Annotated in this window: 10 protein-coding genes; 2 read left to right on the top strand and 8 right to left on the bottom strand. The window is 50.8% G+C overall.

The window, feature by feature from the left end:
• Positions 1–82: 82 nt before the first annotated feature.
• From AC27N8_RS12150 to AC27N8_RS12165, 4 genes are all read right to left on the bottom strand, one after another.
• Positions 83–1,474, bottom strand: coding sequence for an APC family permease (locus tag AC27N8_RS12150; RefSeq protein ID WP_487067302.1), 1,392 nt, complete (start codon positions 1,472–1,474; stop codon positions 83–85).
• An 82-nt stretch (positions 1,475–1,556) separates the two neighbouring features.
• On the bottom strand, positions 1,557–2,909 hold the full coding sequence (locus AC27N8_RS12155) for a D-arabinono-1,4-lactone oxidase (protein ID WP_487067304.1): 1,353 nt from the start codon (positions 2,907–2,909) through the stop codon (positions 1,557–1,559).
• A gap of 117 nt (positions 2,910–3,026) precedes the next feature.
• Positions 3,027–4,265, bottom strand: a complete 1,239-nt coding sequence (locus AC27N8_RS12160) for an amino acid deaminase/aldolase (RefSeq protein WP_487067306.1) — start codon at positions 4,263–4,265, stop codon at positions 3,027–3,029.
• Positions 4,249–4,890, bottom strand: a complete 642-nt coding sequence (locus AC27N8_RS12165; protein ID WP_487067308.1) for a TetR/AcrR family transcriptional regulator — start codon at positions 4,888–4,890, stop codon at positions 4,249–4,251. The genes AC27N8_RS12160 and AC27N8_RS12165 overlap by 17 nt, the downstream gene beginning before the upstream one ends.
• Before the next feature lie 254 nt (positions 4,891–5,144).
• Here AC27N8_RS12165 and AC27N8_RS12170 point away from each other — a divergent pair, with 254 nt between their 5' ends.
• Positions 5,145–7,130 (top strand): glycoside hydrolase family 31 protein, encoded by a 1,986-nt coding sequence (locus AC27N8_RS12170; RefSeq protein WP_487067310.1) that lies wholly within the window; start codon positions 5,145–5,147, stop codon positions 7,128–7,130.
• Between the two features lie 208 nt (positions 7,131–7,338).
• Positions 7,339–8,598, top strand: coding sequence for an acyltransferase family protein (locus tag AC27N8_RS12175; RefSeq protein ID WP_487067312.1), 1,260 nt, complete (start codon positions 7,339–7,341; stop codon positions 8,596–8,598).
• 133 nt (positions 8,599–8,731) lie between these two features.
• Here AC27N8_RS12175 and AC27N8_RS12180 read toward each other — a convergent pair whose 3' ends face one another.
• The 4 genes from AC27N8_RS12180 to AC27N8_RS12195 form a co-directional block, all read right to left on the bottom strand.
• Positions 8,732–10,120 carry an FAD-dependent oxidoreductase gene (locus AC27N8_RS12180; RefSeq protein ID WP_487067314.1) on the bottom strand — a complete coding sequence of 463 codons (1,389 nt, stop codon included), beginning with the start codon at positions 10,118–10,120 and terminating at the stop codon, positions 8,732–8,734.
• A gap of 178 nt (positions 10,121–10,298) precedes the next feature.
• Positions 10,299–11,528, bottom strand: coding sequence for an ROK family transcriptional regulator (locus AC27N8_RS12185; protein ID WP_487067316.1), 1,230 nt, complete (start codon positions 11,526–11,528; stop codon positions 10,299–10,301).
• Positions 11,529–11,570: 42 nt separating this feature from the next.
• Complete coding sequence (locus AC27N8_RS12190; protein ID WP_487067318.1) at positions 11,571–12,737, bottom strand: saccharopine dehydrogenase family protein; 1,167 nt, start codon at positions 12,735–12,737, stop codon at positions 11,571–11,573.
• A gap of 160 nt (positions 12,738–12,897) precedes the next feature.
• On the bottom strand, positions 12,898–15,297 hold the full coding sequence (locus AC27N8_RS12195) for a protein kinase domain-containing protein (protein ID WP_487067320.1): 2,400 nt from the start codon (positions 15,295–15,297) through the stop codon (positions 12,898–12,900).
• Between the last annotated feature and the right edge of the window lie 4 nt (positions 15,298–15,301).

Below are 15,301 nucleotides of genomic sequence, written 5' to 3' on the forward strand. Positions count from 1 at the left end.
CTGCTAGCCAATTTATTCATGAAGTGATACACGCTTGTCTGTAAATCCCCGTCAGTAGTGCAACCTTCCTTTTCTGCTATAACTATAGTTGCTTGCGCAACATGAACAATACCACGAGCCCGATGAGAACCCAGGCTGCAACCACGTAAGGCACAAAGCTGAGTGGTGCACTTCCCGGCGATAAGAAGGCTGCGACGAAGATGGCTGTCATGATCAGGGTACTGATGACAGGGATCACAGCGTGACGGATAATCTTAAATTGCGTGCGTCGTTTGCGCCAGAAGAAGCGGATACAGGCGATGTTGACGAGAATATAGATAAGTAAGATAAAGAGTGCGTCAAGGGTCCCCAGAAATGAAAAGGCGGCGATAGGAGTCATCAGCAGGCCCATGGGTATGCCGATGATGAGGGCAAAGAGGCAAAGGAATGTAATCGCTCCAATTGGCGTATGATATTTGCTCGTGCGTGCTGTCCAACGAGGAAGCAAGCCATCGCGTCCAATCGTATACATAATGCGCGCCCCGCCATTCACAATGGCGAGTGCCGCCCCAAAGAAAGAAAATATGCCTGTCAGGTCAATCAGTAGCGCGAAGATATTGCCTCCAAACTGACGGCCAATGGTATCAAATGGCGCCGCATTGTTCGCATAACCAGTCACCATGTTAGGAATGCCATAGCCAATGGTCGCAGCATAGGCCATCAAGACATAGAAAACTCCTACCACAATCATCGAGCCAAAGATTGCACGCGGAATGTTGCGACCAGGATCATTTGTCTCCTCGCCCAGGGTCGCCGCCGTTTCAAAACCAATAAAGCTCAAGACGGCAAGGATGATGCCTACGGTGAGATCTCCCCCCTTTGGTACCTGGCTGACACTGAACGGCGCGAGTGTCAATCCCCCCTGACTACCTACATGCAAGAAGATCAACAGCGCCAGTATCAGACAGATGCCTATCTCAAAGGTGAGTAAGGTGAGATCGATCCTCAATGATTGGCGAATGCCTATATAGCAGGCCGCAAAAACGATGCCAACTGCGATCACAAACCAGATGGTCCAGTGGATGTTGACGCCAAACCAGCGCTGGACGAGCGCTTGAAGGTTGGCGCTCATCAAGACGAATGAATAAGGTGCGCCAATAGCAACACCGATTAAGCCGATCCAGCCGGTTAGAAAGCCCCAATGCCCGTTGATCCCTTCTACGACAAAGGTGTAGGCTGAGCCGCTGGAAGGCAACTCGCGTGATAATTCGCTGTACTGATTGGCGGCAAAGAGCGCTACGATGAAGCCAATCACATAGCAGAGTGGAATGGCCGCTCCGACGAGCCCCGCTTGCGGAATCGTATTGAAGAAGATTGAGGCGGCTGGCGACATGACGGCGACCGAAATCACGATGGCATGACGCAGGCCAAGGACTCCTTTGTTGAGGGTGGGAGGCTGATCACGTGCCTGCAAGGGAGATAATGCATCACTCACGATAGTACTCCTTAAAAAAATAGCTTACGTATTTGTCATCAGAATATCTGATACACTTAATGACGCACTTCAAGGGAAGCGATTATCTGGACTGATCATTCTCTAATGCAGGTTCCTCCGCTGCTTCTTTGACGCCAAAGAGGTTACGTAAATAGTCATTGAGGAAGATGCCTTGAGGATCAAGGGATGCTCGTATGCGTTGAAAGTCTTGCCAGTGTGGATAGAGATTTGCCAGACTGGCAGCATTTTGGGTATGCATCTTGCCCCAATGAGGACGTCCCTGATAACGTTTGAAGATCTCTTCGACGTGGCGGAAATATTCCTGATAGGCCATGCCTTTGTACATGTGGATGGCAATATAGGCCGATGGACGTTGATACGCTGGACTGAGCCATATGTCGTCTGCATGGACGAAACGACATTCGATCGGGAAGTGGACGGCAAACTGATGCTTGTCGATGCACGCACGGATCTCGTTCAAGACGGTGGGAAAGTGCTCAACGGGAATATTGTATTCCATCTCTTGAAAGCGCACCGCACGCGTTGTCACATAAAGGCGATGGCTATAATTTATCTCACTGGTGGTACTCAACCCTCTGGCCGAGATCTTGCTGATGAGTTGAGCGGATGGGGGAAACAGGCGACTGATCTCCGAGAGTAGCCAGAAGACGCCATTTTCCAGGACGACTTTATTGAATGAACTCCATAAGTTACTACCGGTGGCCTTCTCCTCCGTTTCATGTAAAAATTTTGCCTGCACCCATTCGGTATAGGGCATCCAGTAGAACTCGAAGTGGCTATAATTTTGCTTATAGTCTTCAAGCTGTGCAAGGCAGATGCGGAGGTGTTCGCGGCGCGTGTTGAATTGTAGGTGCCTGGCCGGTACCACACGTAACTTGATTTTTACAATGATGCCAAGCATCCCCAGAGAGATCTGGGCGGCCTTGAAGATATCGGGATGCTGTTCCGCCGAGCAGGTCAGGAGCTCGCCTGCCGCTGTGAGTAGCGTGATCTCTTCGACCTGTGTGGCTAGATTTCCGAAGCGAATCCCTGTACCATGGGTCCCTGTGCTGATCGCTCCTGCGATACTCTGGACGTCGATGTCCCCCAGATTTTCCTGCGCTACTCCCTGGGCCAGCAGGGTATCCCCTAACGCTTTGAGCTTTGTTCCTCCGAGCACAGTCGCCGTTCCGTGCTCTCTATCGACAGCTTCTACTCCTTGCAGATGATCGAGCGACACTAATATATCGTCGGTCTGCACCAGGGGAGTAAATGAGTGTCCTGAACCTACCACACGTACATGCTGACTAGCGTGTCCAGCACGCTTGACGAGTTCTGTTAACTCTCCAATGTTCTGCGGAGTAGCGATCTGTTGTGGACTTGCCTGCACAGATCCAGACCAGTTATGCCAATGATGAGTCTCTGCTTGTACCATCAATGCCTCCTTGCTGATCTACCTACTCGTATCAGAGCAGATAGGTCAGCGTGTCTGTTTGTTTCTCTGCCGATGGACTGATTGCGTGTTATGAGCCTGCAAAGAGTTGGATATGTATTAGAGGAAGCAATGTCCATCACCGCGATAGGTTGTCATTTTGTCGACAACTTCGCCATGAGAGACGCAAAGTAAATGTTCAAAGCGTTCACAGAGTTCTCCCGCTTTGCTGTGACGCAGAAAGATGGGATCTCCCAGCGCTAGCTTGATGGGACCTGTATAAAAGATTGGCGTCTGGACTTCGCCGGGACCTTCCAATGGCATCAGCCGGGCTCCCGTGGGCAGATATGGCTTGGGATGTTTATCGCCGCTTAGTGGTCCTGACGCTACATATCCACCGCCCAGGCAGGTGTATATTGTAGGACCTGGCTGACGCACAATCTCGACTGCAAAGCCAGCCGCTGGCTGATAACGAAAATCCCGATAGTTGTCGAAGAGACCAGGCGCATAGAAGCCGGAGCCGACCGTAATCTCCGTTACTCCCGACTCCTTACGGGTGGTGTGGAGGCTCCCCGTGCCACCGCCGTTGACGAAGCGGAGCGGTAAGCCATAGCTCTGGATCAGGTCGATGATCGCCGCTCGCCGCTGTGCTACCTCGCGTATCGCACGTTGCTTGAGAAGGCGTATCACATTGTTCCTTGGGGCTCCGTTGGGATAGTTATCGCCCAGGCCAGCCACCTGAGCTTCGTAGCCCATGATGCCGTCGAGTATGACGTGCGGCGCTGCTATGATGCTTTCGATGATGGGACGCGCCTGTTCCGGGGTGCGGACGGCACTTCTCCAGACGCCAAAGTGAAGTTTGGGGAAGTTCAAGGCCATATCGAGATCGAGGCAGACAGGGAGTTGTATCTGATGACGACTGGCTATGGACTCGATGTGCGTGACATGTTCGACGCTATCGAGCATGAGTGTAATATGTGCCCCGTTGGCAGTCGCTTGTGCGATCGCTGTGATGTCCTGCTCCTGCCAGGTAGGATATCCGATCAAGAGATCATTGAAACCTTGCGCGTAAAGATAGATGGCCTCCTGTGCTGTAAAACACATGATACCCTGAAAGCAATCGTCAGCCGCAAAGATACGTTTCAAAACGGCGACGCTACGCACGGATTTGGAGGCTATCCTGATGCGTTTTCCCCCTGTCCGAGATGCGATCAGGCGAATATTCTGGTCCAGAAGATCAAGATCAAGATAGGCAAACGGCATGCTTTGTCCCGCCAGCGCCTGCTTGTAATAAGCATAGTCGCGTTGAGGGCCTATCTCTGCGACCGGGGGAGAGGATGGCTCAGCTGATGTTTTCATGGCTTTGCTCCTTCTGAAAACTGTGCATAACACCATCGGTCAAGCCGATGACTGTCTCAATGAGACGAGTAAGATCCTGTCTGGCTCGATCGCGATTGCGATCACTGATGTATTGCAGAATCAGTCCATCCAGACCCCCAATCACAAAGCGGGCGAGCGCCGCAAACGAAAGCGTCTCCGGCTGCTGTAGGGCGTCTGAGGCTTCTCGGAAGAGCGTTTCGACGACTGAACAATATCCGTCATATTGCTCTTTGGCCAGCCAGGCAGAGGTAGGATGGCGTAATGCGTAGAGCGTCAGTTCATATTGGATGATTTGTAGTTCTGGCTCCGCTTCGACGTGCAGCCAGAATGCGGTGAGGCTATGCTTGATTGTCTCGTGTAACGTGGCCTGAGGGTTGGTGACAGAGAGGACAATCTCTCTCGTGAGTTGCATCATAGCTTGAAGCACAGCAAAGAGAAGATCATCTTTACTACCGAAATAGTAGCGTAGCATAGCTTGATTGACATGAGCCTCGGTCGCGATTTTGCGTGTTGTTGTTTCAGCGATTCCATCACGTGCGAGGACACGGATGGCCGCCTCAATAATATTGGACCGGCGCGTACTGATAGTATCTGACGTAATCACAAATTCCCCTTCTGATTGATCGACTCGATCGACAGAAAAGTTATTCAATCGCTTGAATAATAAGCGTACCTATTGATGAAGTAAAAGTCAAGTGCTTGCCTGTTTGGCTCCTTGACAGTTTAGTTTTCGCAATCTATACTTTTACGAAGGAAGCGCTTCGATTATCAAAGCAAAGTAGCGTTGTGAGCATATAGTTATAGGGCGCCGCGAGTAGCGCAAGCGACCACACATTGGTGCGTGAGAGGTATATTGTCATGCAAGGTTTTCGACAGCAGAATTCTATGTTGATATGGGAACAAAATCACGAGACGGTGCGGATAGAAGCATGGGGACGAGATAGTCTACGCGTGCGTGCTTCGGTGAGCGAAGGTATCCGCGATGATCTGTTTAGTGTCCTGATTCCCTCTGAGGAGATCCATGCCCAGATCACGATCGGCGACAATGAAGCGACTGTGGTGAATGGAGCTATTACGGCACATGTAGCTGCGTCTGGACGAATACGTTATCTTAACACCGAGAGCGGAGTTGAACTGCTGGCGGAGAAGCAGCCATTCCATTCCAGCCGTATTCCATCACGCTTTTTTAAATCGACACACGGCGACCTTTACCATCTGGAGACGCACTTTAATGCCTACGCGGGTGAGCGGCTGTATGGTCTGGGACAACATCAGCATGGCTTGCTAGACCAAAAAGGGAGTACGGTTGATCTGATCCAGCGTAACAGTGAGGTCTCGATCCCGTTTCTTTTTTCCAGCCGTGGCTATGGTTTTCTATGGCACAATCCGGCCATTGGACGCGTCGAATTGGGCACAAATGAGACCCGCTGGGTCGCTGAATCGACGCCCCAACTTGATTACTGGATCACTGCTGGTGCTACTCCTGCCGCTATTATGGAACATTATGCCGATGCTACCGGACACGCTCCAGAAATCCCCGCCTGGGCAACCGGTTTCTGGCAAAGCAAGCTGCGTTATCGCACTCAGGATGAGCTGATGTCGGTCGCTCGTGAATACCAGCGACGCGGTCTGCCGCTATCGGTGATCGTGATCGACTTTTTCCACTGGTCACTGCAAGGCGACTGGCGCTTTGATCCCGTAGCCTGGCCTGATCCCATGGCCATGGTACGCGAACTGAAGGAGATGAACGTCGAATTGATGGTTTCAGTCTGGCCGACCGTCAACGCATTGAGTGAAAACTTTGCTCCCATGCTTGAGCGCGGATTATTGCTGCGGACAGAGCGGGGGATGTCAACTTTGATGACGTTCCAGGATAATCGTCCTGAAGGCCCGGTTGGTGTCTACTACTATGACTCGACTAATCCCGAGGCACGCGAGTTTATCTGGGATCAGGTACGCGAGCACTATTATGAGTATGGGATTAAGTCCTACTGGCTTGATGCTTGCGAACCGGAGATGTTTCCTATGGATGTCGATAATGTTCGCTTCCATATCGGTACAGGATTAGCGGTCGGCAATGCCTATCCGCTGCTGCATGAAAAGGGCTTCTACGAACACATTCAGGAGGCTGGAGAGAGAGCAGTCGTTAACCTTTGCCGCTCGGGTTGGGCCGGCAGCCAGCGCTACGGTGCGGCTATCTGGTCGGGAGATATCAATAGCACTTTTGAGATTCTGCAAACTCAGGTTCGAGCAGGCTTGAATATGGCTCTCAGCGGCATCCCCTGGTGGACAACCGATATCGGCGGTTTCTATGGCGCGGATATTGCGTCCCCTTATTTCCGCGAACTTGTCGTGCGCTGGTTCCAGTATAGTGTCTTCTGTCCGCTTTTCCGCCTGCATGGCTATCGTCAACAGTCTGAATCGGCAGAAGAGATGCTTAATAGCGGAGCCGATAATGAGGTCTGGTCGTTCGGTGATGAAGCTTATGCGATCATCAAGGATCTACTCTCCTTACGCGAACGCCTGCGTCCTTATATAGCTCAACAGATGCAGTTGGCCCACGAAAAAGGACTCCCTCCTATGCGTCCTCTGTTCTTCGATTTTCCTGCTGATGAGGTCGCTGCGCTTGTCGATGACCAGTATCTCTTTGGTCCAGATGTGCTTGTCGCCCCCATCTTATTTGAAGGTGCACGTAGCCGTGAAGTCTATCTGCCCGCTGGCACCTCCTGGACAGATGCCTGGAGCGGCGAGATATTGGAGGGCGGTCAGCGTATTAGCGCCGCTGCTCCCCTCGAGCGTATTCCCGTCTACTTACGAGCTGGTGCCGAGCTGCCGATGCGCTAGGGATAAGCAAGTACATTGTGCAATCATCATCCATAAAAAGCGGCCCGGGAAGATCTCTTTCCCGGGTCGCTTTTGGCTTTGTCTATTTGGTCATTCTGGGCTATTTCACGGTTTTTTGTTCCTCTAGAAGTAGAAGTATCGTCTTATCTCAGAGAATGATTATTGAAATGAAAGCATATATGTATGTATGGAAAGAAAATGGAGGAAGATGTTGCAATCCTCATTACCAAATGAAAAACCAAAAGAGACGATCGCTGTGCTGGATGGGGTGAGAGCTTTTGCTTGCTTATGCGTGATTTTATTTCATATTAATAATTTGACGAAGGCAGAACAGGTTTGGACTCAGCGAGGAGTTGGTAATTATTTTGCTGCTCTGCTATTGTCTGGTTCATATGGTGTGACACTTTTCTTTATTCTATCAGGTTTTTTATTGTTTCGAAGCTATGCCCGGTCGCTTTTATTTGATACACCCTGGCCTTCGATCAAGCGTTTTTATGTGCGACGTATTTTTCGGATCTGGCCTGGATATTATATTTCGTTAATCCTGCTTATCTTGATTGTCCATCGTGAGTTTTTACAGGTGAACTACTGGCCACAGTTGCTGCTCTTTGTGACCTTCTTGATGGATGCTGCAAAGAGTAGCTATGAAATGATCAATGGACCATTCTGGACGCTGGCTGTGGAATGGCAATTTTATGTGCTTTTGCCTCTGCTCGCTCTTGGTTTCCGCTGGTTGGTACCGCGTGGCTCTCTCCGTCAGCGTCTGACTGTCTTGATGCTCTGCCTGTTGGGCATGATAGTCTGGGGCGTGGTGACGAAGCTCTGGGGATCACAGGTAATCTGGTTGGATCGTGAGGCTCATCCAGTATCTGCCTGGCAGCGTATCTTGCTGTTTTTTGTGTATGGTCGCGACGGGAAATTTCTGGAAGATTTCGCGATCGGTATGATGATCTCAGTTTTCTATGTTCTGGCTCAGCATCTTCCTCAGCATGTGCTTGCGCGTGCGTTGCAGCGCTATAGTCGATGGGTATTTGCTCTTGGCGTGGTGATGCTTATCTTTGCTGTGGAATGGCCAATGACATTCTTGTTACATCCGCTCAAGCCATATATTGGCGCTCATCTATGGTTGAGCGAATTACCGTATGCACTGGGATTTGGTCTTTGTATGCTGGCTCTGCTCTTTGGGGCAGGACCTGTGAAGCGTTTCTTTGAATGGAGCCCGATGCGCTGGCTGGGACAACTGTCGTATGGGATGTATATCTGGCATCTGCCCTTCATTTTCTTGTACAGCTCATTTTTCGTGCCCTATCTCTTGCATCGTGTGCCAGGCTACGTTGTCTACGGTTTCTTCCTCGCTGATGTCGTTCTGCTTACTATTCCCTTCTGCTATCTCTTCTATCGATGGGTCGAAAAGCCTGGTATGAAGCTGGGCAGTATGTTCGAGAAACGATACCTTGGCGCTAAGTAGCGCTGCATTGAATTCAATTACATCCTTCACGGAGTCACTTACGGCGTTCAATGGAAAAAGCCCCGGCGGGATTAGTGCTGCACGGGGCTACTGATGAGAGCGTGCCGTTATGTGCTTGAGAAGGTTGGGTTACCTATTTAACCTGACTAAAAAGATCGTTGAGTACTTCAGAGACGCTGGGATGTGTAAAGATGGTATCACTCAATACTTGATAATCCATATTTGCATGCATCGCCATCTGTACTGTATTAATTATCTCATTAGAATCGATACAATAGATTATACAACCAAGGATTTTATTGGTACGAGCATCGACGACAGCCTTCAACAGACCATCAGTCTCACGAGCCATCTGAGCACGCGTAGAGACCGACGCTGGTACTTTGCCTATTTTAATCTCATAGCCTTGTCGCAATGCCTCCTCTTCAGAGAGCCCGATGCTTGAGAGAACTGGATAGAGAAAGACCGAATATGGTACGTACTGACGCGTGTGCGTAGAACGCTGGCTATCCCCATATAACTGGTCTCGCACAATACGATAGTCATCCAAAGAGATATAGGTAAATTGTGGACCCCTATTAATGTCGCCAAGTGCCCAGATATTTGGGACATTGGTTCGTAGATACTCATCCACTTTAACGAAACCACGCTCATTGACTACAACACCAGCTTTTTCTAATGCAAGCTGCTCTGTAACGGGTGAACGTCCGACCGCTACCAACACAGCATCACCTTGCAACTCCTGACGTGTCCCGCTTGCATCTATATACTGAATAGCAGTGTGCTCTGCCTGATCGTAAATATGCTGGATATGTGCATTGAAGTGAAACTGTATTCCTTGAGATTCCATGGTCTTTTGGACCTCGGCAGCTATATCCCGATCCTGCCCATGAAGAAAGACTCCTTGCTGTTCCAGGACTGTTACCTCCGAGCCGAAGGCACGGTAGATCGAAGCAAACTCTAATCCAACGTACCCACTACCGATAATGAGTAGATGACGTGGCAGGTGTTTTAGCTCCATCAATGTGGTACTGGTATAGACACGCTTGCTCTGATCTATACCAGATATATGTGGAACGTAGGGTCTTGTGCCTGTACTGATCATAATATTCTCAGCTTGAATACGTATCACTTCCTGCGTATCACTTAATGTTACCTGAACCTCGTGTGGGGCAACAAAGCTGGCCAGGCCATCAATCACACGGACATTGGGATTCGTATCGAGCATAGCAAAATTTTTTTGACGCAGGAAGGTGACAAGTCTCTGCTTCTCCTCAATTGCATCAAGGTAAAAAGACTCTTTCTCTTCAAACGTGGCTGGATGGTGTCTGGCCGCATGTTCAGCAGATAGTTCGAGCGATTTTGTTGGAATACAAGCGATATTGATACATGTACCACCATACATCTCCTTTGATTTTTCCACTACCGCCACCTTCATACCTTTATGACCCAGAAAATTGGCAAGCGTCTTACCACCTTTTCCAAATCCAATGATGAGTATATCGAATTGTTGTTTTTCCATCACCTAAAGCTTCCCTCTATATTTATCAACTTATGCATGACATGGGAAGGAGAGAATTTCTCTCCTCAATATCGCAGTATATCACTTCATCCCCTGCCAATATACTTTGACCTATTGCTCCAAAATAACGATACCTGTGAACAATGATATGAGAAAGCGTATGGCAAGAACGAAAACATTAATCTTGCAGGTGTTTTTCCTGTGAATGTTGTTTAAAGACGAGATTTCGGGCTATCGGTAAGGCAGTGGCGATAGCTCCTAGCAATACGCCATCCTCGCCCAGTTCGCTACCGACGATGTGCGCTTGAATAGGCGTGATTTCGCTCAGTCGTCGCTCAATGGGCTCTCTGAGGAGGTCAACGTTGCTGCCTACTCCTCCTCCAAGGACGACGATTTCTGGATCAAGGACGGCTGCGACGGTGGCTACAGCCAGTGCCAGTTTGTATCCCTCTTGTTCGACGACTGCCAGTGCGATTGGATTGCCTTCGTGCGCGGCTTCAAAGACCTGCTTGGCAGTGAGTGGGGTGGGCATTCCCAGCGCGATGGCGCTTCGAGCGATGCTTTCGGCGGCGGCGGCTTCTTCAAGTATTCCTCTCGGACTGGGACTCGTCTGGTCGGATAATTGGAGTAATGGGAGAAAACCAATCTCTCCGGCGGCTCCATATGCTCCTCGATAAAGCGTGCCGTTGATGACGATACCCATGCCGATGCCTGTGCCGATCATCAGGAAGACGAATGTGTCGATGGTCCTACCACAACCAAAGGTGCGTTCACCGATGGCTGCCAGGTTGGCATCGTTATCTACCGTGATAGTCGATCCCAGGGACTGACGCAACAGGTCTACAAGTCCCACTTTATCCCAGTCAGGGAGGTTTGAGGCGAAGTGCAGGCTCTCTTCCGAGGGATTGAGTACTCCTGGCGTGCCTATAACGGTGTGAAGGATCTGTGACCAGTTGAAGCCGGCTTCTGCGACGGTGTCATGGGCCAGATTGGTGGCGATGGCGACCAGCTCTTCGGCGCTTTGGGCATAATTGGTGGCGTCGCTGCGCTTGATGATGCTTCCTGTAAGATCTGCGATGGCGATACGGACCCAGGCACGACCAATGTCGATCCCGACGACGTAGCCGGCGGTCGGATCAAATTCATAGAGGATCGCCTGACGCCCACCTCGCTTGGAGCCGATCTGTCCGATGGGGCGGGCCAGTCCAGTCCTCTCAAGGTTGGCTAAGGCTTGCGAGACGGTTGGTTTTGATAATCCTGTCTCGCGTGCCAACTGCGCCCTTGAGCGCGGACCGTGGTGTCTTAAGTATTCCAATAAGATACGTTCGTTCATCGCACGGAGTGTTTGAGGGGTGCCTGGTTGATTTTCTGGATTGGTGGTTGCTCCTGCTATCAGTGTGCTCGACATCTCTTTACTCGTTTCCTGGTTTTCTTCTTTATAAAATAAATGCTATAGAATTTTATGGGTAGATGTTATATACATATTGTAATGTGTGAGCTCCTGGAGAAATTCCGTGACTGGTACACATAATTCTGGTCCTATAGCGCCACGTTGTGTAATGGCTCCGGTGCCCAACATATGTCCAGCGATGGCGAGTGGTACACCAGTATCCAACTCACCTGCACTGATACCCCAGCGTTGGTAGGGTAAGACGATGATCTGATTGGTGATCTCAGTTGCCTGTGCTTGATTGTTGCTTCCACTGACTACAACGCGTAGGACATCACAATCTCGTGGCTCGATTACCTCACGCGGCGCCATCTCAAGTAGCCGTGCCAGCACCTCGCGTGGCGAAACCTGGACTCCTCTCACGTCGATCAGTTTGGCACTGCCGAAGCCTAATTCGACCAGAAAGGTTAGCTTGCTGACAAAGTCGCCCGGAAAGGCGATCTTGAAGGAGACTTCCTGAATGCCTTTGTCCCGAAATGACTCAGGGAAGGTGGCGCATTCCGAGTGCAGTGAGTAGATGGCTGTGGCGCGTCCGACCGGCTCTGGAAACTGCAATTCTTCCTGACCTGAGAGTGGACGTTGAGCGATCCACGTGCCGTCTTGATAGACCTGTGGCTCTTTGGTGAATTCATCAAGGATCGTGCGGATCGAATAGGGCGCGACCAGTGGGGCCGTCGATGGAGTACTATCGCTACAGCCTAGCTGCACTTTGATGCTTGTGACACGATCGAGTTGATCGACTGCCGCTCGTGCAAGAAGATTGGTGATACCTGGCGTGCCCCCGATACCCAGAATCGCTGTGATGCCAGCTCGCTCCGCTTCAGTATGCAACTCCAGTTGCTGGCGCGAGACATGAAAGAGTCCTCCTAGATCGGCGTAGTGGACGCGCTCGGCGATACAGGCACGCATCACTGGAAGATTGAAAATATAATCGGCGGCATTCAAAGCCACATCAGATCCGCGCAGAAGTGCGCGTAGCTGTGGTTCGTCAGTCACATCAATCTGACAGGCTGAGACGTTGGAGGATGCAAGCGCTGAGGCGACCTCTTGCGCTCGTGCCAGATGATAATCCGCCACAATGATCTGTTCAATATCTGTATAATCTGTCAAAGCACGCGCTGTGATGCGACCCATTGCGCCACCGCCACCTAAGACAATAATCTTCATAAATTTTCCTCTTGCTCGGAGCATTAATGCATATGTGATTATTGCTATTATATCAACAAAGTATCCAACGTACACATTGGTTATGGATCTTTGTATCCAATAACTCGTATTGCTATGTCGCGATCAATTCGCTTGCTCACGCCGTAGGCGGGTTACGGCCCTACTTGGGTGGGAGTACGATTTTTATGTTGTCGATCGAGGTGGGGATCTGATCGGTGCCAAAGGGGAGTTGTATGCTGACGCTGGCTACGCCTGGCTGGGATTCAAGATAGGTTTTGGCGACGTTGCTTGAGGCTCCTTTGATGGGTGTGCGTAGATTGTTTATCTGTATGTCACTGAAGTTATATTCCCAGGTGCCTTTGGCCGTGAAGGTGAGGAAGATAACTCCTCCTTTGCCGGGGGTGATGCTGGGGTCGCCTGTGGTGACTGATTTTCCCTGCGGCTGATAGTCGTTGCCCAGTTTTTTCTGCGCATAGAGGTTCAGTAGTGTGGTGGCTGCGTTGGTTGCGACGCTCTTCTGGTAAACTGGCACACTTGCTTCTACTTTGATGTTCATCTGGACCGTGTTGGCTATCTCATTGACGTGCTTGCTGGTGGTTATGTTCACTATCCTGTAGGTCGGCTTGCCCACCATGACCTCGCCCGCCTGGATTTTTTGTTGCATCTGGGTGTTGAGCTGTTTATCTAGCTTATTGACGAGGTTGGTTTGAGCGGTATCGAAGTCTGCCTGCGAGAAGAAATGTGTCGACTCGCCATCGGAGCCACCTGTGAATGCGTTTGGGTTGCTGACGTAGAGGTTGTTGCTGCAACATAAGCCAAAGATGGCGTTGACTGCGATATTCCCTGCTTGTCCTGCCACTACGGCCACTGCAGGCACATTAATCGATTGTGTGTTATTGCCGTGTTTTCCTGGTATGATTGCGGTTTGCGTCAGCTTGATTTGAATTTGATTGGTTGCAACGAGAACTACATCAGTTGTGACTGTAATTGGTTGATCTGTTTTGTTAGTGAATTGAACGAAGCCTTGTGCCTGTGTTCCTTGCGTCTGATTCATGCCTGTGGTGGTGATATTGGTACTACTCTCGGCATCATTGGAGATGAGTCGATCAGGGATGGTGTGTGCATCCAGATTCGTCGTTTTGGTTTGCGGAGAGGCGGTCAGCACAAAGGAGTTTTGTATCAGGCTGGTTTTGGGCGTGATGTGGATGATGGCGTTCGATGTGGCTCCTGGGAGGCTGAGACCTGCCGGGAGGATGTTGAGATTAAAAAATCGTGGCGCTATCAATAGGACAATCAGGAAGAGCGGCACGAGTGTGGCGATGAAGGGAAAGAGAAAGCGTTTGCGCCGTCTCGGATGAGAGACGATCGGCTCTTCAGTGATTCCTGATCGAGAACGTGGACTTTCGGGCGCATAAAAGCGCTCAGCTTTTTCTTGCAGTTCAGAACGATCCAGCCGCTCGACGCGTTCGCGCTTCTCATGTATGGCAACCGGTGGCGCCGCCTCGGCTCCCCGTGGCCTCTGATGCATGATAATTGGTTTGGGGGGATCGAGTGGTCGTCCGTTGAGCGCGATGGTCTTTTTGTTCTTGCCTGGAAGCTGTTCGGTCTGATCGAGAATGATGAGTGAGATCTCTTCTGGCTCGATGGGCCTGGTGGCTCTGGCTGGCGTTGTCGGTGGGACGTCTTCTGTGACTGGCAAGGCACCCAGGGGATCCTCCAGCGCCTGAAAAAAGGCTTTGCGCAATTCTGCAACTGTGCGGAAGCGATCTTCAGGGCGCTTGGCCATAGCTTTTCTGACAACGTCATCGAGCTCTGTGGGAATCGATGCATCTTGCTGGCAGGCCGAAGGAATCGGGGCCTGAAGATGCATCTGTATGACGCGTACGTCGTCTGGATCATTATAGGGCAGCGCGCCTGTGAGCATCTGGAAAAGTAAGACGCCGAGCGCATAGATGTCGGTAAGAGGCGTCACGATACCCAGTGTCTGCTCCGGAGCCATGTAATGAGGCGTGCCGGGGACCTGCTCTAGAGGGATAGGCTTGCCTATCTGGCTGGATGTGTTCTGCTTGACCGTGCGTACCAATCCAAAGTCAGCCAGGTAGGCATACGGAGGAGTATTGCGTCGCAGTTCTAAGAGGACATTCGATGATTTTATATCACGATGAATCAGCCCGTGATCATGGGCGCATTCCACCGCATCGAGTATCTGCTCGTAGAGAGCTGCGACTTCCCCTATGCTCGGGAGATTGTGGCGTAGATAGCTGGTCAGCGTTCCGCCATCGATGAAAGGCATCACCAGATAGAGGATGCCTTGCTCATCGCCGAATTCGATCAGTGCCAGGATATGCGGATGGTGTAAGCGAGCGACCGTTTTAGCCTCGCGAGCGAAACGCCTCCGCATATCAGGATCGGAGGCATAATCGCCGAGAATCACCTTAATAGCCACCCGGCGATCAAAAGCCGTCCGCTGACGTCCCTCGTAGACGGCTCCCATACCTCCAACGCGAATGCGCCGAATAATATCATAGTTCCCGAGCTGCTTACCCTCAAGAGACAGCATTACG

Source organism: Dictyobacter sp. Z7_2 (assembly GCF_057551105.1).

Bases quoted from the DNA above. Each gene is read 5' to 3' on its own strand.
- AC27N8_RS12160 (WP_487067306.1), bottom strand. From the start codon at position 4,265: ATGAAAACATCAGCTGAGCCATCCTCTCCCCCGGTCGCAGAGATAGGC.
- AC27N8_RS12170 (WP_487067310.1), top strand. From the start codon at position 5,145: ATGCAAGGTTTTCGACAGCAGAATTCTATGTTGATATGGGAACAAAAT.
- AC27N8_RS12180 (WP_487067314.1), bottom strand. From the start codon at position 10,120: ATGGAAAAACAACAATTCGATATACTCATCATTGGATTTGGAAAAGGT.
- AC27N8_RS12155 (WP_487067304.1), bottom strand. From the start codon at position 2,909: ATGGTACAAGCAGAGACTCATCATTGGCATAACTGGTCTGGATCTGTG.
- AC27N8_RS12185 (WP_487067316.1), bottom strand. From the start codon at position 11,528: ATGTCGAGCACACTGATAGCAGGAGCAACCACCAATCCAGAAAATCAA.
- AC27N8_RS12190 (WP_487067318.1), bottom strand. From the start codon at position 12,737: ATGAAGATTATTGTCTTAGGTGGCGGTGGCGCAATGGGTCGCATCACA.
- AC27N8_RS12175 (WP_487067312.1), top strand. From the start codon at position 7,339: ATGTTGCAATCCTCATTACCAAATGAAAAACCAAAAGAGACGATCGCT.
- AC27N8_RS12195 (WP_487067320.1), bottom strand. From the start codon at position 15,297: ATGCTGTCTCTTGAGGGTAAGCAGCTCGGGAACTATGATATTATTCGG.